Origin of the sequence: Flavobacterium fryxellicola (assembly GCF_900143245.1) — a bacterium.
Classification (GTDB): Bacteria; Bacteroidota; Bacteroidia; order Flavobacteriales; family Flavobacteriaceae; genus Flavobacterium; species Flavobacterium fryxellicola.
The window spans coordinates 41,503-64,701 of record NZ_FRDK01000010.1 but is presented as its reverse complement, the minus strand read 5'-3'; the positions used below and the strand labels follow the sequence as shown (position 1 = coordinate 64,701).

Below are 23,199 nucleotides of genomic sequence, written 5' to 3'. Positions count from 1 at the left end.
TAGGCTCGATAGGAAATGATTATTTTTGTTAAAATTTGAAATTAATAATGAAAAAAAACATTCCAATTTCCATATTAGAATTAGCCATAATTACTCAAGATAGCGATGCAAAGGATACCTTTCAAAAAACAACAGCACTAGCGCAACTTGCTGACAGTCTAGGATACAATAGATTTTGGTTGGCTGAGCATCATAATATGGCTCATGTAGCTAGTACAGCTACGGTTGTACTCATTGGTTATATCGCCAGTAAAACTCAAAATATTAGAGTCGGTTCTGGCGGAATCATGTTGCCTAATCACGCTCCATTAATTGTTGCAGAACAGTTTGGCACACTGGAGATTTTGTATCCAAACCGTATTGATTTAGGTTTAGGAAGAGCACCAGGAACTGATGGATTAACCGCTCAAGCAATTCGGAAAGATTTTTTCGAACAGTCACAGCGCTTTCCTCAAAATGTTGCTGCTCTTCAGGATTTTTTTTCAAAAGATAATGCAGATGCCAAGGTTAGAGCCTTTCCTGCAGAAGGAACCGATGTCCCTATTTGGATTTTAGGTTCTAGTATGGATAGTGCCGCTTTGGCCGCAGCCAATGGATTGCCGTATGCTTTTGCCGGACATTTTGCGCCTAAACAAATGGTGCAAGCGTTTCAATTTTATCGTGATAATTTTCAAGCTTCAAAATATTTAGACAAACCCAAAACGATGGCCTGCGCCAATGCAATTGTAGCTAACACGGATGAAGAAGCCCAAAAGTTAGCCACTAGCTTGACCCAAATGTTTCTGAACTTGATTCGGAATGATAGAAAACCATTACAGCCGCCAGTGGATTCTTTGGATGGAATTATGACGGAAGAAGAACATTTTCATGTGAACCAAATGACATCTTGTTCCTTTATTGGAAGCAAAAAGAAAGTAGAAATCGAATTAAAACAGTTTATTGAGTACACACAAATCGATGAATTGATGATTACCAGTCCAATTTTCAACCACAATGATAAGTTGAAAAGCATACAATTAATGAAAGAAGTTATTGATACCATATAAATAAATCAAAAGGAATCTATCTTTTTAAAAGGTAGTCCCCTTTGTAATGTTTTTTTATTGCTATCCAAAAATTTTACAGTGTGCTATTTCGTTGCATTGAATTCAAATTCTAGCACTAACTTGTGATTTTTAAACAGGTAGTTGTTACTACTTTGGAATGGTTGAAAGCGTTAAAAAATGTAACCCTGAAAATGGGTATTCCCATAAACGAAGGCTTTGATTTTGAATGTAACGTTTACTTTTAATGCCAAATTATTGTGCTACAAATAAACCTTTGTAATTTGACCAATGACTAATTATTAAAAAGATATTACCAAAAAACACAAATAATGCGACTGGTAGATTTTCTGGAGTTAAAAAAAAATTAATCAGCAAGATATTTAATGTGACTGGCAAAATGATAAGGTTCGCGAGGGTTACATAGCGACCGGTTATAAAAGAGAGTCCGCAAAGGAACTCTAAAGATTTAGCCAAAGGAATTAAATAAGTAGATGCCATTAAACCAACATTAAAAGCTTTAAAATTACCAGTAGTTTCGGCTTCAGGTGCTAGGTGTAAAAAAAAACTCACGGAGGTATAAAGGAATAAGATTCCTAATAAAGATCGAATAATAAGGATTGCAATTTTCATACTATATGGTTTTTATTGGTTACATATAAAAGAATTATCATAATGGGTTTGCAATTTCCATCCTATTTTACAACTTCCCATTCCTGCCCACTTAAATCAGCAAAATTAGTAGCATTAAACCACTACTCAGCTGTTGGTTATAGTGCTTGAATTATAGTGTGATACAATCCTACAAGTTGTTTTTTTTTGTCCGTAAATTGTGGATTGAAGTAAAATTCTAATTGTGTAAAAAATCAATTGCTTTTTCTATTGCTCAATTTCTGAATATCTGAAAATTTTTGAGGCTATAAAAGGACTACTTTAAAGATTGAAAATACCAAAATGGAGTCTCTATTACCAAATTTACAAAAAAATAAGCTATTTTTAGTAAAATCAATTATTGAAGGTTTGTTTTTTATTGTAATTTTGAATTTTAAACACAATTACTTTTTGAGAACTTCAATTTACAAGTCTGTTTCTAATCCAAAACTGTTTCAAGACCAGCTTTTATCGTGGTCAAAACAATTTAGGGAAATCATTTATTTAGACAGCAACGATTATCCGCAACAGTATTCCAGTTGTGATTGCATCCTTGCCGCAGATGCCTTTACGTCCATTAAAACTGATTTTCATAATGGTTTTGAGGACTTAAAACAATACCAACAAAGCGCCAAAGACTGGATTTTTGGGTATTTGTCGTATGATCTAAAAAATAACATTGAGCAACTACAGTCTACTAATTTTGATGGCTTGGATTTTCCAGATTTGTATTTTTTTCAACCTAAAAAGCTATTTTTATTGAAAGGAAATCAACTCGAAATTCAGTACCTTTCTATTTGTGAGGAGGAAGTTGAGGAAGACTTTGAAGCTATAATCAAAGGACGCAATTCAACAGCTGCAATAGACGAAATAGTAGCGATTCAGCAGCGAATTCCTAAGAAGGATTATCTTAAAAAAGTCGCAAAAATTTTGGAATACATTCATCGTGGGGACATATATGAAGCTAATTTTTGTATGGAGTTTTTTGCCGAAAATGCGACCATAGATCCTTTTGAAAAATTCAGTAAACTCAACGAAATTTCTAAACCTCCATTTGCTGTTTTTTTTAAGAATAACAAACATTTTTTACTTTCGGCTACTCCAGAGCGTTACTTAAGGAAAGAAGACAAACTAATTGTCTCACAACCTATTAAAGGAACTGCCAAACGTTTTTTGGATCCAATTGAAGATGAGAAATCAAGAAATGCATTGGCTACAGATGCAAAAGAAAGATCAGAAAATATTATGATAACGGATTTAGTACGCAATGACCTATCAAGAACTGCACAAAAAGGGTCTGTTGAAGTAAAAGAACTCTGTAAAATTTATTCTTTTATGCAAGTGCACCAGATGATCTCAACTGTTATTTCAAAATTAGATGCGCAATATTCGGCAATAGATGTTTTGAAAACTACGTTTCCAATGGGAAGTATGACAGGCGCACCCAAGATTTCTGTGATGAAAATTATTGAAGAACTAGAAGAAACAAAACGAGGTTTATATAGTGGAGCAGTGGGTTATTTTACACCGAGCGGAGATTTTGATTTCAATGTAGTTATTCGAAGTATTTTATACAATCTAGAAAAGAAATACGTTTCGTTTTCTGTAGGAAGTGCCATTACTTCACAGTCTATTCCTGAAAAAGAATACGAGGAATGTTTGCTAAAAGCAAAAGCAATGCGAGCGGTTTTGAGTTAAATCAAAATGAATTAATTAAATTTGAACATGCTACAAAAATTTCAAAATCATCTGTTACAAAATTTTCAGTTTCTAAGCGGTAAAAAGGTACTTCTAGCGACTAGCGGCGGCAAAGATAGTATGGTGATGGTTCATTTGTTGCAGCATTTGGAGTATGAAATTGGAATTGCACATTGTAATTTTCAACTTCGTGGAATGGAAAGTTTTGAAGATCAGCGTTTCGTTAAGGAATATGCTGTTGATCATCATATTCCAGTATTTATAACACAATTTGATACCAAAGCCTTCGCCGAAGATTATAAAATATCTACTCAAGTTGCTGCTCGCGAGCTGCGATACAATTGGTTTTATGAATTATTAGAAACAGAAAAATACGATTATATTCTAACTGCGCATCATGCTGATGATAATTTAGAAACCTTTCTTATCAATCTTTCACGTGGTACCGGCTTAGAGGGATTAATAGGTATTCCCGAACAAAACGAAAAAGTAGTACGCCCGCTTTTGGCATTTAGCCAAGAAGAAATGGAAGAATATGCGATTTTACATGGTATACAATGGCGTGAAGACAGCAGTAATGCCTCTGATAAATACCTTCGAAATAAAATCCGCCACCATGTCGTTCCACTTTTAAAGGAAGTGAATCCCAATTTTCTTTTATCGTTTCATAAAACACAAGGATATTTGCAACAAGCTCAAGATATGGTCGACGATGCGGCTATTATCGTGTATCAACAGGTCGCTCAGCCAGATGGCGATACCATTTATTTTGATTTAAAGAAATTAAAGAAGTTACCTAACTACAAATCGTATTTGTACCAATGGCTCAATGAATTTGGATTTAAAGCATGGGATGATATTTATGATCTAGTCGACAGCCAATCAGGCAAATTTGTTTTTTCTTCGGAGTACCGCTTGTTAAAAGATCGGGATTCCTTACTCTTGAGTCCCTTGTATTTGGAAGATAGAAATCAGGAGTATTCGATTGTAGAGAATCAAAAAGAAGTTAATATTCCCTTAAATCTTACCTTTTGCAAAGTAATGGACATTAGTATCGGTTCAAATAAAACTATATTTGTGGACGCTGATAAACTACACTATCCATTGGTTTTGCGCCACTGGAATGAAGGCGATCATTTTCAACCTTTTGGGATGGATGGTAAATCAAAAAAAATCAGTAAACTGTTTAAAGACGAAAAATTATCCTTGATTGAGAAAGAAAACACATGGCTTTTATGTTCCAATACGACAATAGTTTGGGTAATTGGTCTTCGTCAGGATGAGCGCTTTAAAATTGAAAACAAAACAAAGAATATACTTAAAATACAATTAGAATAATGAAGAAACTACTATTTATCCTTATTGCCTTTTTGGCTTTTGCCAATGGAAATGCCCAGATTTTAGATCCAGCAAAATGGACTACCAAAATTGAAAAAAAATCTGAGACTAATTACCTCCTAACATTCAATGCGGTTATAGAAAATGATTGGCATTTGTATTCGCAGTTTACTCCAGATGGTGGGCCATTACCTTTAGAAATCATCTTCAAAAATCAGAAAGGGAATTTTACTTTAGTAGGCAAGGCCAAAGAAAGTAAAACAAGAACTGCCTATAATGACATTTTTGAGGTTAATGAAACATTCTTTGAAAAAAAAGGTCAAATACAGCAGGAAATTACAATAACAAATCCGAAGCTTAGGGAAATAAAAGTTGATTTTAATTATCAGGTTTGTAAGGATGTTTGCATCAACATCGAGAAAAATTTTACGTTCACGGTACCCGCTGTTTCAATAGCCACCACTGCAGTTGATGTCTTAAAGAGTACCGTTGCTACAGCAGATACTGTAGCAGCAACGCCAGTAGCAAGTTCAAAAATGGCGACGCAGGAGGAAGTAGTACCTCTTGACTCTAAGCCAGCTACAAAACGAGGATTATGGTCTATTTTCTTTATTGCCTTTCTATCCGGATTTGCGGCATTGCTCACGCCTTGTGTATTCCCGATGATTCCTATGACGGTAAGTTTTTTTACCAAACAAAGCAAAACGAAAGCGAAAGGAATTAGAAATGCTATTATTTATGGAATTGCTATCATCTTCATCTATGTAGTATTAGGATTTTTAGTGACTTGGATTTTTGGTGCCGATGCGTTAAACGCATTATCTACAAATGTTTGGTTTAATATCATATTCTTTGTTTTACTAGTTACGTTTGCAGCCTCATTTTTAGGTGCCTTTGAAATTATGTTGCCAAATTCTTGGGCAAACAAAGTCGATAATCAGGCCGATAGAGGTGGAATTATTGGAATCTTATTTATGGCTTTGGCACTAGCTATTGTCTCTTTTTCCTGCACAGGTCCTATCGTGGGAACACTTTTAGTAGAAGCTGCTTCCAAAGGCGGAATAGCACCAATCGTTGGGATGTTTGGTTTTTCATTGGCTTTAGCCCTGCCTTTTATGTTGTTTGCGATGTTCCCGGGATGGCTGAATTCATTGCCAAAATCGGGTGGTTGGTTGAATACCGTTAAAGTAGTTTTAGGATTCTTAGAACTGGCATTGGCCTTCAAATTTTTGTCGAATGCAGATTTAGTATTGCAGTTGCATTTCTTGGAAAGAGAAGTTTTCTTGGCCATCTGGATTGCTATTTTTGGAACATTGGCATTCTATCTTTTTGGAAAAATTACACTTCCACATGATAGTCCCATGACACATATTTCTGTGGGCCGATTGTCTTTTGGCTTAGTAGTTTTGGCTTTTACAATCTATTTAATTCCTGGTATATGGGGAGCGCCATTAAAATTAATTTCTGGTTTCCCACCACCAATGACTTATAGCGAAAGCCCTTATGGTGTAGGAAATTCAAAAGGCAGTTCAAACGCAACAGCTCAAATTTTGCCGGAAGGCGCACATTTAGGTCCGCATGACCTGATTGCTTTTGAAGATTATGAAAAAGGATTGGCCTACGCCAAATCAGTAAATAAGCCGATTTTGCTTGATTTTACAGGATATGCTTGCGTCAATTGTAGAAAAATGGAAGATTATGTTTGGTCCGATCCTGCGATTCTAAAAATATTACAAGCAGAAGTGGTGTTAATCTCTCTTTATGTTGATGACAAAAGAGAATTACCTAAAAGCGAACAATATGTATCCAAAGAAACGGGGAAAGAAATTGTAAGTATTGGAAATAAATGGAGTGATTTTCAGATCACAAAATTTAAAGCTAATGCGCAACCGTATTATATTATTTTAGACACGGAAGGCATCATGCTATCAGACAAACCAGAAAGCTATAACTCAGATATAAATGCCTACAAAGGTTGGTTGAGAGAGGGAATTGATCGATTTGAAAAGGTAAAATAAAATCGATTGCCTGCACGCAAAAGGCAGGCTGAATTTAAACACGAATTGCACTAATTTCCACAAATTGATTATTGGAAATTAGTGCAATTCGTGTTAGGAGTTGGTACATTAAGTAAAAAAAAATCGCACTACAAGTTACGATTTACAAAAAAAGTTGGAGACAATAGTATTTACTATTCGATAGTTTTTTCAATATAATCTGAATTTAAAAGGTATAAAGCGCCCATGTACCTAATTTTAAAAGCAATTAAATCTCCAATTTTATAAGTCTTTTTAGAATTTGAAATATCAATAACAAGCATATCAGAACTAGCATCTACAATAGTAATATCAGCATCATCCGATTCTAAATACTGCGGTTGCATGTCTAACAAACCAATGTCTAAGATGGCTCTTAAAGACGTAATACCTAAATCGGTGACATCATTCATAGAAAAAGAATTTCCGGCGACGTTCTCGCCTAATTCACCCGTAGGAGTATTGGGTTTTTCGGTGATTTCTATAATTTCAGCAAATAATTTGAAAACATCGTTATGCATTCCTTCCATGGTATCGCCCGTGAATAAATCTTTTCCAAAAAAGAGCGCTTCTCCTATTCGAAAATGATTGACAGCCATTGGGCGGGCATTTTTAAGTATCAGCGGAATTGCCACGGAGGTTCCGCCAGAGACGAACGGAATGCTAATATTGAATTTAGCTTCAATTAACTGCTTGTATAAACTCAGTTGAATGAGTTTGTCTTGTGTAGGCATCACGCCGCTAAGACAGTTAAGATTAGTTCCTATTCCTGAAATCTCGATATTTGGCATTTTTAAAATAGTACCGTAAAAAGCGATTAACTCTTCTCCCATAACACCTTCTCGAAGATCACCCATTTCGATCATGATAATGACTTTATGTACCTTATTTTGCTTTACAGCTTCGGCAGAAAGCAGTTGTATGGTATAGATTTCAGTGTTAAAACTGATGTCAGCATAACGTACAATACTTTCAATACTGCGCTTTGCGGGTGGTTTTATATAAACGGTTTGGATTTCTGGATCTAATGCTTTAATTTTTTTTAGATTGCTTACTCTGGAATCATGAATTTCGCGCACCCCTAAAGCGATTATTTCTTTGAGATATATTTTATTTCCACATAAAAGTTTGGAAACTACGCCCCACTGGATATTTCTAGATTTAAAAATGTGATCCAGAAAGGCATAATTTTCTTCGAGTTTTTTGCGGTATAATTTTATAAAGGCCATTATTCTATAATTTTACGTGGAATTGCTTTAGAAATCCGAGTTAATAATTCATAATTGAGTTGGTTGCTGAAGTCACTAAATGAGGCTACAGAAACGGATAGCTCTTTTTGAGTACCAATCAGTACAACTTCATCTTCTTTTTTTGCTATATCGATATCAGTCACATCAACGGTCATCATATTCATATTTACGGAACCTACTACAATACAGCGCTGTCCGTGAATAAGTACGCGTCCTTGGTTGCTTAAAGAGCGACTGTATCCATGACAGTAGCCAATGGGGATAACTGCAATTTTCATTTTCCTTTTAGCCATAAAACTGCTGCCATACCCTATGAAATCGCCAATATTGACTTTTTTTATACTCATGATAGTGCTTTTCCAACTGATGACGCGCTGCAGCGGGTCAATTTTGCTTTTTTTAGAGTTTAAATACGTAACAAATACTTCTGGACTGGACCACAAGCCGTATTGCATTATTCCAATACGCACCATATCCATTCTCGTTTGGGGAAACATTATTGATGCTGCAGAACAAGCTGAATGCCTTATTTCAGGTTTCAGGTCATTTTTGCAAAAGTATTGGTATATTTCTTCAAATTTTTTAATTTGCTTATCAACTCTATAGTAGTTATCGATACTTTCAGCTCCGGCATAGTGCGTACAGAGTCCTTTAAAAAGAAGATGCTCTTTCCTTTTTTGCAGAAGAGAAATCACCTGATTCAGCTCATTCTTGTCAAAACCAGTTCGGTTCATTCCGGTTTCTACTTCAATATGTAAAATCGCTTTTTTATTTAGTTTTTTTGCTGTTTTTATAGCTTGTGTTAATCTGCTTTTATCAAAAACAAAGAATTCAACATTATTTTTGATTACCCATTCCATATCTTCATCCTGAACGAGTCCCATAATCATGATGGTAACTTTATCTTGTAACTCCGCTTTTACCACTTTGGCTTCTTCAACATCAAAAACAGAAAAATGGTTTATGCCACACTGAAATGCCATAGCTACAAATTCCTGCACGCCATGGCCATACGCGTTTCCCTTTACAACCGAGGAAAGAACTACTTTTTTACCGAAAGTTTTTTTTAAGAAATCGATATTATTTTGATAGGCTGAACGATTAAGTTCTATAAGTGAATTAGTGTGCATTTGTAATTTCTTTACTGATTTGGTGAAAAATAGCCACTCCTGTTGCAATAATTTCATCGGGGAAATCATAATCAGGATTGTGTAAAGCAGGTGTGTTTAATCCAGATCCCAGACCAAACATAGCGCCAGGATACTGTTGAGTAAATAAACCAAAATCTTCACCCCAAGTAAATGGTGTGTCTTTTTCAAGCAACGCAAAATCAATTGTTTTTGCTGCTTTTTTGATCACATCTACTGTTGTTTTATTATTCTCATTGGCCTGAAAACCTTGCGTCCATTTAATTTTACAACTCAAATTATGTTTGTTAGCAATGGTTTTCGCTAAATTTTCTAGAGTACCTTCTATTTTTCTCATTTGCGAATTGCTGTCACTTCGCACTGTAAAATGGACTTCTCCTGCACCCGCAGAAACGCCATAGGCTTTTGTGCCCATTTTGGTATAAATAGGAGTAATCAAGCAATAGTCTTCTTTTTCAATATCGGACTGAATAATTGTATTAAATTCCGTAATAATAGCGGCTATCGCCAAGGCAGGATTGATTCCTTTTTCGGGTTCACCTGCATGGGAAGTTTTGCCTTTTAATTTGATAATGATGCTATTGACAGCACAAGTAAAAGTATTGTTTTTAACTACAATTTGATGCATGTCATATCCTGGCAAATTATGCAAAGCAAATACGTAGTCGGGTTGAAGTATAGCAAATTTTGGGTCTAAAAAAACTTTTTGTGCTCCAGTGCCGTCTTCCTCAGCGGGTTGAAACAGTAAAATAACAGTTCCTGATTCCGGTTTTTTTTGATGTAATTCTATGGCTAAACCGCATAAAATAGCAATATGGCCGTCGTGTCCACATTTATGAGAAACTCCTTTGGACCGGGAGCGATGTTCAAAAATATTAATTTCTTCAATTGGCAAAGCATCTAGTTCGCACCGAAATAATATTGTTTTACCGGTTTTTTCACCTTTGTAAATAGCAGCTACGCCAGTCGTTCCTAATCCCGTAATTACTTTATCAGGAGGAAAATTTTCGAGAAAAGAAAGGACACGTTTTGCCGTTTGAACCTCTTCTCCTGAAACCTCAGGATGCTGGTGTAATTCCTTTCGTAAAAGAATAAGTGCGTTTGAATTTTCCATTTTGGTCTATTTTATGAGACGCATTTCTAAATATTTATTGGTAAAACCTAGTTTTTCGTATAATTTTTTGGCCGGATTATCAGGCTCTACGTGCAGCGCAATATTTCCTTCAGCGATCGATATGGCTTTTTGCATTAATTGTTTTCCAAAACCTTTTCCGCGTTGACTGTTGTCCACGGCGATATACACTAAAATATTTTCGGGAATAAAATCTTTCATGCCAGTGTTGTTTAAGATCACAACACCTAAAATTTTTTGTTCTTCGATTCCAACTAGTATGTTTCCTCCTTTAGCAGGATTCATTACATAATCCATACATTTAGTAATGTCCGCAACGGTATCGCCATATTGTTCTAAATGTGCATAAAGAAATAAGGCTATAATTGGGTTAGTATAAACGGTATCTTCTCCTGTTGTATCATTGATTTGTTTGAATTCCATTTTGTCTTTCTTTTTTATTAGTATGATAAAGTGATAGTGTAACGAATAATAGCAGTGAAATGCTAATTCCGTAAATATTAGCATCTAAATGTGCTGGTAATTTTATACCTAAAGGTAGTTTATTCTCGGTGACAATTAGTAAGATGGTGGTTGCACCTCCAAAAAGCATACTCCAAAAAGCAGCAATTGGATGACTTTTCTTCCAAAACAACGCGCCTAGTACTGGAATGAATAAGCCTGAAACCATAAAAGCATAAGAGTACAGCATGAGTTCCAGCACATTTTGCATTTGTGAGGCCAATAAGATGGCGAAAAATCCAACTAATAAGGTGACAATTTGTGACAGTTGAAGTTCTCTTTTGTGACTTATTTCTTTTTTAGAAAATTTAGCGATGATATCAGTCACAATATTTCCAGAAGCAGCCATCAAGCAACTATCCGCTGTGGAAAGTATTGCTGAAAAATAAGAAGAAAGCATCAATCCCATGAGTCCTACTGGAAGTATAGTAGCTAATAAAATAGGCAATCCCATTTCGCTATCCATGGAAGCGGCATCGGTAATTCCGTTAAACATTCCTTTAGTTGCTGCCACTTTTGCCAGCATTCCCAGAATTACGCCCATAAAGGCCATTATAGGCCATTCAAAAAAGCCGGCAATTAGCCACGCTTTCTTCGCCTCTTTTTCACCTTTGCTGGCATAAATTCTTTGGTACAGTGTCATTCCCACAAACCAAATAGGAATTATAGTGATGGACCAGTTTAAGATTTGATACCATTTTACGTTTGTTAAGGATAAATATTCGGGTGCTAACGTAGTTTTGATTGCATCATATCCACCAACGGCATTGTAGGCGATAGGAATTCCTATAAAAACTAATCCACCAATAAGGATCAACCATTGTATTGTATCAGTATATATAACTGCTTTCAATCCACCAATAGCGGTATAAATAACTGCTATAAGCCCCATAACTATTAAAGCCGTTTGCAAATTTAGGCCTTCTATGGTTGCGGAAGCTAATTTGGCTCCAGCCAAGACTTGAGAACTGGTAAATCCTACATAACCAATAGCCGAAATTATTCCGGCTAGCAAAGCGACCTTAGCGTTATAAAAATGGCCGAAAATTTGTGGAAAGGTGAAAAATTTGTATTTATGTCCTAAAGCACTCACTTTTGGAATAAGAAAAACGGCACTCAGCCAAGCTCCTAGTAACCCCGTAAATAACATCCAAGAACCGGAGATTCCCATGGTAAATCCCAGTCCGCCTAAACCAATTGAAAATCCACCACCAACATCGGTGGCCACCACCGATAAACCGATGTGCCAACTGTTCATGTTTCTGCCGCTTACATAAAAATCTTCAGCAGTTTTATTCTTGTTGAAAAAATAAACGCCAACTCCTAGCATAGCCAGCATATAGACAACAAAGATTATATAATCTATTATGTGCATTTTATTAATTTTCGATTATTTAATAGCCCGCAAATGGAATTTTTCCAAGAGGCAAAGGATGCAGCAAACTGCACTAGTATAAAGAATTTTTTTCAGAAATAGTTCCGAAAGAAGAGATCTTGATTTTGGATTAAAAGTCCGTAAAATGGACAAATAGTAATCGCAAAACATAATTTGGTATTTTACAAAGGTAGGTTAAATTTACCCAAAATGCCCCATAAAAAGGTCTTTTCCAATTTTTACGTACTTTTGATACGCTTTTTTTTGTGTTTTTTATTGAAAATAAAGCGATAAAAATTCTATAAAAAGCTGTTTTTGATGGATTTATAAAATGATGTTTATTTTTGTTTCCAAAATGTAAGATTCGGTTTTTAAACTTTTAAAAAAATAGATATTTCACCTCATAAAAATAAAACAGGATAGTTTGCAACTGCAATTTGAATGAAGATTTTCTTAGTAAATTCTTTTATTTTAAATTGTAATTGAAAGGAAGAAAGTTATTTATTTTTTACGAAATCCTAAATCAAGAATACTCATTTAAAAAAAAACGGTGAAGGATATGATATTCGGAGAGATTTTTTATCTTTAAAAACTATTTAAACTTAAAAAATACAGATGAAAAAACTATTAAGTATTTCTCTTCTTTTCATTGGTGCGATTCTTTTTGCCCAAGACAAAGCAGTAAATTATGTCGCTGATCATTACACTAAAAAGGAAGTACATATCAAGATGCGCGATGGAGTAGAATTGTTTACGGCTATTTATACTCCAAAGGATGTTTCTAAAAAATATCCAATTATAATGCAAAGAACTCCATATAATTCAGGTCCTTATGGGGAAGGGCAGTTCAAAAGAAGTATTTCTCCGAGCGAAACGATGATGAAAGAAGGATATATCGTCGTTTATCAAGATGTTCGAGGACGGTTTATGAGTGATGGACTTTATGACAATATGCGTGCTTTTATTCCAAATAAAAATGGGAAGTCAGCTATTGATGAAGCTTCAGATACGTATGATACAATAGATTGGCTGGTTAAAAATGCAGCAAATAACAACGGAAACGTCGGGACGTGGGGAATTTCGTATCCAGGTTTTTATGCTACTTATTCGTTGTTAAGCAATCATCCTGCCCTTAAAGCCGTTTCACCTCAGGCTTGTATCGCCGATTTCTTTTTTGATGATTTTCATCACAATGGTGCGTATTTATTGAGTTATTGGAAGGTAACTCCCTTATTTGGTCCACAAAAAACAAAACGGACAACCGAACCTTGGTATAAATTCAGCAATATAGGAACTAATGATGATTACCAGTTTTTCTTGGATGCTGGACCTTTGTCAAATTTGGACAAGTATTATGGAAAAGAAAATGAATTTTGGCAACAGCTGAAAGACCATTCTAGTTATGATGATTTTTGGCAAAAACGTGGGATTCTGCAACATTTGAACAATATTAAACCAGCAGTAATGACAGTTGGGGGTTGGTTTGATGCAGAAGATTTGTACGGTCCTTTAAACACTTATACTACTATCGAAAAGAGTAGTAAAAATTACAATACAATCGTTATGGGCCCTTGGTCTCATGGAGATTGGGCTAGAAATTCAGCAAAACAAGTGATTGGTAATATTAATTTTGGCGACAGTATTTCTGGTTTCTATCAAAAAAATATAGAAGCTAATTTCTTTCGTCATTTCCTAAAAAATAATGGGAAAGGGGAAAACAAATTGCCCGAAGCTTACGTGTTTGATTCTGGTTCTAAAGAATGGAAAACATATGATGCTTGGCCTCCAAAGAATACGGAGAAACAAGATTTCTTTTTGCAAGGAAGTCAATTGTCTAAAATGGCTAAAAGGAACATTTCTTTTGAAGAATTTATCAGTGATCCTAAAAAACCAGTTCCCTACTCAGAGGATATAAAACAGTCAGGGCTTACGCCAAGAAAATACATGACAGATGACCAACGTTTTGCAGCGAGACGTCCGGATGTTGTTGTTTTTGAAACGGAAGTATTGGGCGATGACACTACATTAGCGGGAGAGATAGTGGCTAAATTGCAGGTTTCAACAACAGGAACGGATGCCGATTGGATTGTAAAAGTGATTGACGTTTTTCCTAATGATGAACCAGAGACAAAAGACATCGCGCCTTATTTGAAAATGAGTAATTACCACATGATGGTGCGAAGTGAAGTAATGCGCGGCCGTTTCAGAAATAGTTTTTCAAAACCAGAACCGTTTGTTGCCAATGAAAAAACAGCAGTAAACATCAAATTACAGGATGTTTTTCATACGTTCAAAAAAGGTCATAAAATCCAAATTCAGGTTCAAAGTACGTGGTTTCCATTTATTGATTTGAATCCACAAACCTTTGTAGACAATATTTTCTATGCTAAACCAGAAGATTTTCAGAAACAAACGCATAGAATTTACAACGATTCTAAAATTGAGTTTACTGTTTTAAAATAAAATAAGACAAGAGTTGTCAAAGAGAGCCAAAACAGAATTTGATTATAAAAAAAATCCCAATCTTATTTCTTAAGATTGGGATTTTTTTTAGATGTTCTATCTAAAATTAGCATAGTACACTAACGTTGTTTATACTTTTAATTATGGGCTAAATGGTTATTTTTTGAAATACTAAATTATGATCTTTCAAGTGGTTTTAGAATTAAAAAACGCTCTGAAGTTCAGAGCGTTTTTTACTATTTTTTTTTAAATTGAATTTACAAAAACTCACCGTGTTGAGAAATATCTAAACCTAATTCTTCTTTTTCTTCACTTACACGAAGTGGAGTAATTTTATTTACAATAAAGAAGAGGAAATAGGAAGCTGTAAAAGCAAATATTGAAACGACCACTAAAGCAGTTAGTTGATTTAGAAATAGTGTCGCATCACCAAAAATTAGGCCTTGGTTATCTCCTACAACTGGATTTATAGCTTTTGAAGCAAAAACTCCAGTCAAAAGCATTCCAACCATTCCGCCTACACCGTGACAAGCAAAAACATCCAACGCATCATCAATTTTACCTTTATGGAAACTTCTAACCACTAAATTACTCACCACACTAGCAAAAATACCAATGAACATTGCATGAGGTATACTTACAAAACCCGCAGCGGGTGTGATGGCTACTAGACCTACAACTACGCCTATACAAGCGCCCATGGCAGATAATTTATGACCAAGAATTTTATCTAGGAATACCCAAGCCATTCCAGCCGCCGCCGCCGCTATAGTGGTGGTACCTAATGCTTGCACTGCTAAACCATTAGAACCTAAAGCAGATCCTGCGTTGAAGCCAAACCAACCAAACCATAATAATCCGGTGCCTAATAATACGTAAGTAATACGAGCAGGATTTACTTTTTGTCCTTTTCTTTTTCCTAAGAAAATGGCTCCCGCTAACGCAGCCCATCCTGCACTCATGTGCACCACAGTACCTCCAGCAAAATCCAATACTCCCATTTTAAAGAAAATACCATCTGGATGCCAAGTCATGTGCGCTAAAGGAGTATAAACAAATAGTATAAATAAAACCATAAATAAAAGGTAAGCCCAGAAGCGAATTCGTTCTGCAAAAGCTCCTGTTATTAATGCTGGTGTAATAATAGCAAATTTTGCCTGAAATAAAGCAAATAACATAAAGGGTATTGTAGGAGCAAGGCTCCAAGCAGTATTTGTGCCGACATCTTGAAAAAATAAATGCGGGATAGGATTTCCTATAATCCCTCCAATTGATGGACCAAAAGACAATCCGAACGCAATAACAACCCAAAGTACGGTTACGATTATCATGGCCATGAAACTTTGTAGCATCGTACTGATTACATTTTTTTTGCCCACCATTCCTCCATAAAAGAAACCTAAGCCCGGTGTCATAATTAATACAAGTGCTGTTGCAACAATCATCCAAGCAGTATCTCCCGTATCAAATTTGATAACCTCTGTGGGACTCGGACTGTCAATAAAGAAATAATTTGAAAAAAGGGTTACTGCCAAAATGGTGATTAATAATACACTTAAAATAATTTTTCGCATTGTTTTGTGTTTTAAATTTCGATAAAAATATAAAAATGATTGGTAAGCCCCTTTAAAAAAGCGACTCAATCTTTTATTTTTATCATTTTTATAATCTAACCCCCATTTTTTTATGGGTATATTATAATTTAAAGTTAAAATTTGTAATTTGTTAACGTTGCGTTTGCAGATCGTGTCATTTTCGTTGGTAATTTGCTTTTTATTTTGAGAATTCCTAGTTTATTCACTTCAAATATGAAAAGTGAAGCACAAAGTAAAATAGTGTTTAAAAAAAATGCACCAAATGTAAATGAATACAATTGGTGCAAGTTTAAATTGAAATTAGTGCTTTGTTTATTTCAACGTATGTTGACTTAAAATTTTATACACTTCATTGATATTGTTACTCCCTTTTCCAAATTGTTTTACAATAGGATTAGTATCGTTATTTAACCAAATTTTTAATTCGGCATCCATGTCCAATATTCCGGCGCTTTCTTTAGAGAATTTTTTGATGCTTGAGTACGGAATTGACATATAATCGACCTTGGTTCCAACCAATTGTTTTTCAACCAGAATCAACCTTTTATTGGTAAAAATAAACATGTCACGAATGAGCTTGTATGCTTTTTCAATTACTTCTCCATCAATTAAGATAGGCTCAAATTCATTCGAAACATTTTCGATATTTACTTCAGATGCGTTGCCTAAAATGGCGTTAAATAGTCCCATTGTATTTCTTATTTTTGATTGTATTTTGTTTTATATCTATCGTTCAGCTTTGTTTGATGCGTTTCCAGACTGATCATTCTGCCTTGAATAAAAGCATTGGTCAATTTGTTCGTTCTCATATCTAAAGCATCTCCTTCAGAAATAAATAATGTAGCATCTTTTCCTTGCTCTAAGGTACCACATTGCGCATCAATTCCTAATATCTTGGCAGTATTTGATGTTATTAGTTGTAAAGCTTGCTCTTTGTCTAAGCCATAAGCAGCGCAGGTACCCGCTAAAAAGGGTAAGTTTCTAGTATTCATCCTTTCATGAGCTCCACTATTTTCTAAACCTACGAGCACACCTTTGTCTGTTAATAATTTGGCTGATTTATAAGGTAAGTCAATATCATCATCATCATTTTCGGGCATTTCATGAACTCTTCTAAGCAACACGCCAATATTATTCTTTTGTAATAATTCAGCTGTTTTATACGCTTCATATCCACCTACAATTACCATTTTTTTAATTCCGTTTTCTTTGGCAAATTGTACTGCATCGATAATTTGCTTTTCTTCATTAGCATTAACAAACAAGGTTTGACTTCCGTCGAATAATCCTTTAGTAGATTCTAAAACTAAATTTCTTTCTTTTGAACTGGCACCTAGATAGGATTTAGCATTTGATAAAAAAGCAGATAATTCTAAAATTTGTTTTGAATAATCTTTATTGGCTTCAATACTACCCGGTTCAAACCAAGAACCACTTCTTTTGAAAGTCGAAGGAAAATTGATGTGGATACCATCGTTTTCCTTTATTATCGCATCTTTCCAATGCCATGCATCCAGTTGAACAATGGAGGAGGAACCAGAAATGACACCACCTCTAGGTGTAATTTGCGCCATCAAAATACCATTGGGTCTCACCGTTTCTATTACTTTAGAATCGGCAGTGTAAGCAATAATACTTCTCACATTTGGGTTCATAGCTCCAATTTCATCTTCATCATCGGATGATTTGATAGCATCAATTTCAACTAAACCCAATGTAGAGTTGGGTGCAATAAATCCAGGATAAACGTGTTTTCCGCTTGCATCAATTGTAACATCATAGGCACCTGCAGCTAATCGAATCACTCGAGCATCGGCTACTAAAGTGATTTTTCCATCTACAAATCCTATTGCGCTGTTTTCAATTATTTCACCGTTTCCTAAGTGTGCTGTGGCATTAAGTATTAAAACAGACTTTGATTGCTTTACAGCAGGCGTTTGCTGTGCTTTTATAACAGTTGATACACTTAATATCAATACTACAAGATATATTTTTTTATAGATCATTTTTATAGGTTTTTTAGAATTGCTTTGCTTTATGATAAAAGCGCAGGTTTTGAAATTTAAACGCATTGGATTATTCTTCTAAAGTATCACAATGATCTTCTTTCTTCTCCCTTTTTTTAGGTTCTTGGGTAGTCATGCCTTTATTCTTCTCTTGTAATAATTGGCCTATCAGTTCGTTTCTTTCTTTAGCAATTGCTACTCTCTGAGCTTCATCTTTTTGCACATCGTAGTAAACGACGCCTTCAATTAGTGTTTTCTCTACTTTGGCGTATATTGATAATGGATTTGCATTCCATAAAACGATATCAGCATCTTTACCAACTTTAACACTTCCTACCTTATCATCAATATGTAGTAATTTTGCTGGGTTTAGGGTGACAAATTTCCAAGCATCTTCCTCAGAAATATTTCCATATTTTACTGCTTTGGCTGCTTCCTGGTTCAATCTTCTAGACATTTCAGCGTCATCAGAGTTATAAGCTACTACAATTCCGGCATTATGCATAATAGGTCCGTTGAAAGGAATAGCATCGTTTACTTCAAATTTGTAAGCCCACCAATCTGAAAAAGTTGAGGCTCCAACGCCATGTTCTTTCATTTTGTCCGCTACTTTATAGCCTTCTAATATGTGCGTGTAGGTGTTTACTCTAAAATTGAATTTTTCGGCAACGTTCATTAACATTAAAATTTCTGATTGCACATAAGAATGGCAAGAAATAAAACGCTCTTTGTTTAAGATTTCGGCTAAAGTTTGAAGTTCTAAATCTACTCTTGGTGCTTTTCCTTTTTTATTACTTGAATTGTATGTTTTCCAAGAAAGATCGTATTCCTTAGCACGTTGAAAATAATCTGTAAAAACCTGCTCAACTCCCATTCTTGTTTGCGGAAAACGGGTAGGGTTTGATGTTCCCCAGTTCGCTTGTTTTACATTTTCTCCTAAGGCAAATTTTATAAATCCCGGTTGGTCCTTGTAAAGCATTTCTTCTGCTGGAGCACCCCATTTCCATTTTACAATAGCAGAACGTCCCCCAATAGGATTGGCCGAACCGTGTAATAATTGTGAAGTGGTAACGCCACCGGCTAAATCTCGGTAAATATTAATATCTTCTGAGTTTACTACATCTTGGATAGTAACTTCAGCACTGGAATTGTGTCCACCTTCATTTACTCCATTAGAAATAGCGATGTGAGAATGCTCATCGATTATTCCGCTTGTTATGTGTTTGCCTTTCGCATCAACAAGGGTCGCGGAAGCGTCAGCAATATTTTTTCCAATGGCTGCAATTTTACCATTTTTAACCAATACATCTGTTTCTTCTAAAATACCTTCTTTTTCATTGGTCCAAACCGTAGCATTTTTAAATAAAAGTGTTTGTGTGGTTGGTTTTTTCAAATTACCATAAGCAACATTAGGAAATGTAGTAGGCATAATGGCATTGTTCTTTTCGATTTTTGAGGAATCTATAGCTTTTACAAATGCAGAAGTTTTTACAGCCGACCATTTGACTTCATTTCCATTGAATAAAACTGCCTTTCCAGAAAGATTTTGTGTGTCTTCGATGTATCCTATTAATCTTGTAAAACTAGTTTTTGTAGAATCAATAGGTTTAATAACCGTAGAAATCCAATTGTTAGTCATTGAAAGTTTTGAGTTTACTTTCTTAGCATCAACTGTGGTGATTTCAGATTTTGGTGCGCTAATTTCGCCATTAATCTTCCATTTGTATTTTTCATTGTCAATGGTCAGGTCATAATTTCCACGAATGTCTTTTGTCGTCAAGTCATTAATAACAAATTTGTTTCCTTGAACCCAATTTTCATAAAGAATTGTCTTTTCATCGAAAATGGCGCCCGAGGTAACTACAAAATTAGCTAAGCTTCCCGTTTTCAAAGTTCCTATCTCATTACTTTTTCCTAGAATTGCAGCAGGAATTGTAGTTAAAGCTTCCAATGCTTTGGTTTTATCAAAACCATATTTTATAGCTCTTAACAAGTTAGTTCTAAAATCTTCCAGCTTCTTCAATTTGTCCGTCGTCAAGGCGAAAACAATACCATTGTCCGATAATATCTTAAGATTAGTTGGCGCTTGGTTCCAGAAACGCAAGTCTTTCAATTCCATTTGATTGGCTTGATTGGGATCAGAAACATCGTAAGCTTCTGGAAAATTGATAGGAATAATAAATTTAGAATTGGTTTTTTTTATTTCCTCGATTCTTTCAAATTCATTTCCGTTGCCTTTCAACACATAATTTAAGCCAAATTCTTTTCCTATTTTGGCTGCTCTTAAACTATTTAATTTATCCTCGGTTGCAAATATTTGAACTAATTTTTCATTGTTAGACAAAGCCTCCAAGGACAAATCTTTTGTAGTCGAATTTCCTTTTTTATACCAATCTAAATCGAAATACAGTTGACGCAGTAGTGCCATCATTCCCATGAGTGAACTTGGATATGATTGAGTGGTGGTGGCACTTTTGGTAAATGCGAAATGATTGGTTATTTTATCCGAGAGTAATTGATTTTTTCTTTCAAAATTATTCAAGGCAATGAGCGTTCCCGATCCTCGAGCAATTCCGTCTGGGACATGGGTACCCACAACACCAAATCCAGCTTTTAATAGCTCCTCTGCCTTAGTGGCATCGTATTTAAAAGTTTCATAAGCATTTATTTCGGAACGAATGCTTTCATTCCAATAGTAGCCAACCCTTTTGGTATCATACAGCGGATTTCTCTCTGTGCTGCTCATTCCTTTTGGTTTTTCTATTCCAAAACTAGTGTAAATGTCAATAAAAGAAGGATAAATAGACCTTCCTTCTAAGTTGATGGTGGTGCAGTTTTTAGGAATTGTCAGGTTTGTTCCAGCGCCAACTACTTTTCCATTTTGGATCAGTAAAGTTCCTTTTTCGATAATTTGTGTAGGGGTCACAAAAATTTTAGCATTGGTAAAAGCGGTGAAATTAGTGGTTTTGTTTTGAACACTTTCATTATTAGGAAAGTATTCTTGTGCGTAGATTTTTGGCAGTAAAAAACTAAAAAAGAGCAGGAGTAGGATTTTTTTCATAGTGTGGTTTCTAATTATTTTTTAAAAGTAAAAAAATGTAAAGGTATTGCATTCAATTTCTTTAATTTTAACATTTATTTTTTGAGAAATATGGATTTAATAGGGCTATAAATGAAACTTTTGTGATGTTTTTTAGAATATTATTTCACTATTCTTCATCATTTGATATGTTATGTAGGATTTATTAGAATAATAATAAAATTTTTCTTTAATTTTAGAATCAAATAAATAAGTATGCTAGTTAAAGTTTTTGGAAGTGCCGTTTTTGGAGTGGAAGCCACAACAATTACCGTAGAGGTAAATATTGACAAGGGGATTGGCTATCATTTAGTTGGTTTGCCTGATAATGCGATTAAGGAGAGCAGTTACCGCATCGCGGCCGCGCTTAAAAATAATGGATATGCCATGCCTGGAAAAAAAATAACCATCAATATGGCTCCCGCGGATTTACGAAAAGAAGGTTCTGCCTATGACTTGACTTTAACAATAGGAATACTGGTGGCCTCGGGACAAATCAAAGCGGATCTTATTGATAAATACGTGATTATGGGGGAACTTTCCCTTGACGGAAGTTTGCAGCCCATACGGGGTGCTTTGCCTATAGCGATCAAAGCGAAGGAAGAGGGTTTTAAAGGCTTTTTTCTGCCAAAGCAAAATGTAAAAGAAGCGGCTATTGTGGCAGGATTAGATGTTTACGGGATAGAAAATGTTCAGGAAGTGATTGACTTTCTTGAAGGGAAGGGAACGCTTGAGCCTACAACCATTGATACTAGAGCCGAATTTTATAAAACCCTAGATTTTCCCGAATTTGATTTTTCGGATGTCAAGGGACAAGAAAGTATCAAGCGCTGTATGGAAATTGCGGCAGCCGGTGGTCATAATATCATTTTGATTGGCCCGCCAGGTGCTGGAAAAACCATGTTAGCCAAACGGTTACCCAGTATTTTGCCACCCATGACATTGCGAGAAGCATTAGAAACAACAAAAATTCATAGTGTGGCTGGAAAACTAAAAGAAGTAGGATTGATGAATCAAAGACCGTTTCGAAGTCCGCATCATACGATTTCAAATGTGGCATTAGTAGGAGGTGGGAGCTATCCACAACCGGGTGAGATTTCTATGGCACACAACGGCGTTTTATTTCTGGATGAATTGCCAGAATTCAAACGGGATGTTTTAGAGGTGATGCGGCAACCACTTGAAGATCGTGAAGTAACCATTTCAAGAGCTAAATTTACGGTGACCTATCCCTCCTCTTTTATGCTAGTGGCAAGTATGAATCCAAGTCCAAGCGGTTTTTTTAATGATCCAGACTCGCCTCAAACTTCCTCTCCTCATGAAATGCAACGGTATTTAAGTAAAATTTCAGGTCCATTATTAGACCGTATAGATATTCATATCGAAGTGACTCCGGTTCCTTTTGAAAAATTATCTGATGACCAAAAAGCAGAAAGCAGTGTTGATATTCGGAAAAGAGTTACTGCGGCTCGAGAAATTCAAACGGAACGCTTTGAGCAAATGGAAAACATCCATTACAATGCCCAAATGAATACCAAACACATCAGGGAATATTGTGCCTTGGACGATGTATCCAAACAGTTATTGAAAACGGCGATGGAACGATTGAATCTTTCGGCTAGAGCTTATGATCGAATATTGAAAGTTGCCAGAACAATTGCTGATCTGGATGCGGCGCCAATAGTGGTTTCCAGCCATATTGCTGAAGCGATTCAGTACAGAAGTTTGGATCGAGACGGTTGGTTGGGCTAAAACAGATTTCAGATTTTTGATTAACGATTTTTGATTTCAGATGTTTCAACTCTGCAAAATTGAGAATACTCTCGCGCTAGCTAGGAAAAAAGAAAAGTATAGAAATAAATACGTCAAAATAGAGATTTCGAT

Annotated in this window: 16 protein-coding genes; 6 read left to right on the top strand and 10 right to left on the bottom strand. The window is 35.4% G+C overall.

Translation table 11 applies throughout. The features are described 5' to 3' along the window. Positions 1-47 precede the first annotated feature (47 nt). Positions 48-1,046, top strand: coding sequence for an LLM class flavin-dependent oxidoreductase (locus BUA03_RS13405; RefSeq protein WP_066076533.1), 999 nt, complete (start codon positions 48-50; stop codon positions 1,044-1,046). A gap of 252 nt (positions 1,047-1,298) precedes the next feature. Here the strand turns inward: BUA03_RS13405 and BUA03_RS13400 are convergent, their stop codons facing one another. Continuing rightward, positions 1,299-1,676: a DoxX family membrane protein gene (locus BUA03_RS13400; RefSeq protein ID WP_066076530.1), complete on the bottom strand. Its 378-nt coding sequence runs from the start codon at positions 1,674-1,676 to the stop codon at positions 1,299-1,301. 429 nt (positions 1,677-2,105) lie between these two features. On the opposite strand from BUA03_RS13400, the gene BUA03_RS13395 reads away from it, so the two are divergent. The 3 genes from BUA03_RS13395 to BUA03_RS13385 are packed head-to-tail and all read left to right on the top strand — an operon-like array spanning position 2,106 to position 6,748. Next, positions 2,106-3,392 (top strand): anthranilate synthase component I family protein, encoded by a 1,287-nt coding sequence (locus tag BUA03_RS13395; RefSeq protein WP_066076722.1) that lies wholly within the window; start codon positions 2,106-2,108, stop codon positions 3,390-3,392. Between the two features lie 27 nt (positions 3,393-3,419). Continuing rightward, positions 3,420-4,730, top strand: a complete 1,311-nt coding sequence (gene tilS / locus BUA03_RS13390; RefSeq protein WP_066076527.1) for a tRNA lysidine(34) synthetase TilS — start codon at positions 3,420-3,422, stop codon at positions 4,728-4,730. Further along, positions 4,730-6,748 carry a protein-disulfide reductase DsbD family protein gene (locus tag BUA03_RS13385; protein WP_066076525.1) on the top strand — a complete coding sequence of 673 codons (2,019 nt, stop codon included), beginning with the start codon at positions 4,730-4,732 and terminating at the stop codon, positions 6,746-6,748. The genes tilS and BUA03_RS13385 overlap by 1 nt, the downstream gene beginning before the upstream one ends. Before the next feature lie 173 nt (positions 6,749-6,921). Here BUA03_RS13385 and BUA03_RS13380 read toward each other — a convergent pair whose 3' ends face one another. Genes BUA03_RS13380 through BUA03_RS13360 form a run of 5 tightly spaced genes read right to left on the bottom strand, consistent with a single transcriptional unit; the run spans position 6,922 to position 12,172 of the window. Next, on the bottom strand, positions 6,922-7,995 hold the full coding sequence (locus BUA03_RS13380) for an alanine/ornithine racemase family PLP-dependent enzyme (RefSeq protein WP_066076522.1): 1,074 nt from the start codon (positions 7,993-7,995) through the stop codon (positions 6,922-6,924). Beyond that, the gene (alr, locus tag BUA03_RS13375; protein ID WP_066076519.1) at positions 7,995-9,146 is read right to left on the bottom strand and encodes an alanine racemase; all 1,152 of its coding nucleotides are present in this window, start codon (positions 9,144-9,146) and stop codon (positions 7,995-7,997) included. The genes BUA03_RS13380 and alr overlap by 1 nt, the downstream gene beginning before the upstream one ends. After that, entirely contained in the window at positions 9,136-10,278 is a 1,143-nt protein-coding gene (locus BUA03_RS13370; RefSeq protein ID WP_066076516.1) for an amidohydrolase, read from the bottom strand. Before BUA03_RS13370 ends, alr begins: the two co-directional genes overlap by 11 nt. 6 nt (positions 10,279-10,284) lie before the next feature. Then, positions 10,285-10,719, bottom strand: a complete 435-nt coding sequence (locus BUA03_RS13365) for a GNAT family N-acetyltransferase (RefSeq protein WP_066076513.1) — start codon at positions 10,717-10,719, stop codon at positions 10,285-10,287. Beyond that, the gene (locus BUA03_RS13360; protein ID WP_066076510.1) at positions 10,697-12,172 is read right to left on the bottom strand and encodes a sodium:solute symporter family protein; all 1,476 of its coding nucleotides are present in this window, start codon (positions 12,170-12,172) and stop codon (positions 10,697-10,699) included. Before BUA03_RS13360 ends, BUA03_RS13365 begins: the two co-directional genes overlap by 23 nt. Before the next feature lie 615 nt (positions 12,173-12,787). On the opposite strand from BUA03_RS13360, the gene BUA03_RS13355 reads away from it, so the two are divergent. Beyond that, positions 12,788-14,635: a CocE/NonD family hydrolase gene (locus BUA03_RS13355; RefSeq protein ID WP_066076508.1), complete on the top strand. Its 1,848-nt coding sequence runs from the start codon at positions 12,788-12,790 to the stop codon at positions 14,633-14,635. Positions 14,636-14,892: 257 nt separating this feature from the next. On the opposite strand, the gene BUA03_RS13350 is transcribed toward BUA03_RS13355, so the two are convergent. From BUA03_RS13350 to BUA03_RS13335, 4 genes are all read right to left on the bottom strand, one after another. Beyond that, complete coding sequence (locus tag BUA03_RS13350) at positions 14,893-16,209, bottom strand: ammonium transporter (protein ID WP_066076505.1); 1,317 nt, start codon at positions 16,207-16,209, stop codon at positions 14,893-14,895. A 333-nt stretch (positions 16,210-16,542) separates the two neighbouring features. Next, entirely contained in the window at positions 16,543-16,920 is a 378-nt protein-coding gene (locus tag BUA03_RS13345; protein WP_066076502.1) for a PH domain-containing protein, read from the bottom strand. A gap of 8 nt (positions 16,921-16,928) precedes the next feature. Then, complete coding sequence (locus tag BUA03_RS13340; RefSeq protein WP_066076718.1) at positions 16,929-18,236, bottom strand: amidohydrolase family protein; 1,308 nt, start codon at positions 18,234-18,236, stop codon at positions 16,929-16,931. Positions 18,237-18,306: 70 nt separating this feature from the next. Then, positions 18,307-21,297: an amidohydrolase family protein gene (locus BUA03_RS13335; protein ID WP_066076499.1), complete on the bottom strand. Its 2,991-nt coding sequence runs from the start codon at positions 21,295-21,297 to the stop codon at positions 18,307-18,309. Between the two features lie 234 nt (positions 21,298-21,531). On the opposite strand from BUA03_RS13335, the gene BUA03_RS13330 reads away from it, so the two are divergent. Continuing rightward, a complete protein-coding gene (locus BUA03_RS13330) occupies positions 21,532-23,067 on the top strand; it encodes a YifB family Mg chelatase-like AAA ATPase (protein ID WP_066076495.1) in 1,536 nt (511 codons plus the stop codon). Positions 23,068-23,199 lie beyond the last annotated feature (132 nt).

Bases quoted from the DNA above. Each gene is read 5' to 3' on its own strand.
- BUA03_RS13405 (WP_066076533.1), top strand. From the start codon at position 48: ATGAAAAAAAACATTCCAATTTCCATATTAGAATTAGCCATAATTACT.
- BUA03_RS13400 (WP_066076530.1), bottom strand. From the start codon at position 1,676: ATGAAAATTGCAATCCTTATTATTCGATCTTTATTAGGAATCTTATTC.
- tilS (WP_066076527.1), top strand. From the start codon at position 3,420: ATGCTACAAAAATTTCAAAATCATCTGTTACAAAATTTTCAGTTTCTA.
- BUA03_RS13385 (WP_066076525.1), top strand. From the start codon at position 4,730: ATGAAGAAACTACTATTTATCCTTATTGCCTTTTTGGCTTTTGCCAAT.
- BUA03_RS13380 (WP_066076522.1), bottom strand. From the start codon at position 7,995: ATGGCCTTTATAAAATTATACCGCAAAAAACTCGAAGAAAATTATGCC.
- alr (WP_066076519.1), bottom strand. From the start codon at position 9,146: ATGCACACTAATTCACTTATAGAACTTAATCGTTCAGCCTATCAAAAT.
- BUA03_RS13370 (WP_066076516.1), bottom strand. From the start codon at position 10,278: ATGGAAAATTCAAACGCACTTATTCTTTTACGAAAGGAATTACACCAG.
- BUA03_RS13365 (WP_066076513.1), bottom strand. From the start codon at position 10,719: ATGGAATTCAAACAAATCAATGATACAACAGGAGAAGATACCGTTTAT.
- BUA03_RS13360 (WP_066076510.1), bottom strand. From the start codon at position 12,172: ATGCACATAATAGATTATATAATCTTTGTTGTCTATATGCTGGCTATG.
- BUA03_RS13355 (WP_066076508.1), top strand. From the start codon at position 12,788: ATGAAAAAACTATTAAGTATTTCTCTTCTTTTCATTGGTGCGATTCTT.
- BUA03_RS13350 (WP_066076505.1), bottom strand. From the start codon at position 16,209: ATGCGAAAAATTATTTTAAGTGTATTATTAATCACCATTTTGGCAGTA.
- BUA03_RS13345 (WP_066076502.1), bottom strand. From the start codon at position 16,920: ATGGGACTATTTAACGCCATTTTAGGCAACGCATCTGAAGTAAATATC.
- BUA03_RS13340 (WP_066076718.1), bottom strand. From the start codon at position 18,236: ATGATCTATAAAAAAATATATCTTGTAGTATTGATATTAAGTGTATCA.
- BUA03_RS13335 (WP_066076499.1), bottom strand. From the start codon at position 21,297: ATGAAAAAAATCCTACTCCTGCTCTTTTTTAGTTTTTTACTGCCAAAA.
- BUA03_RS13330 (WP_066076495.1), top strand. From the start codon at position 21,532: ATGCTAGTTAAAGTTTTTGGAAGTGCCGTTTTTGGAGTGGAAGCCACA.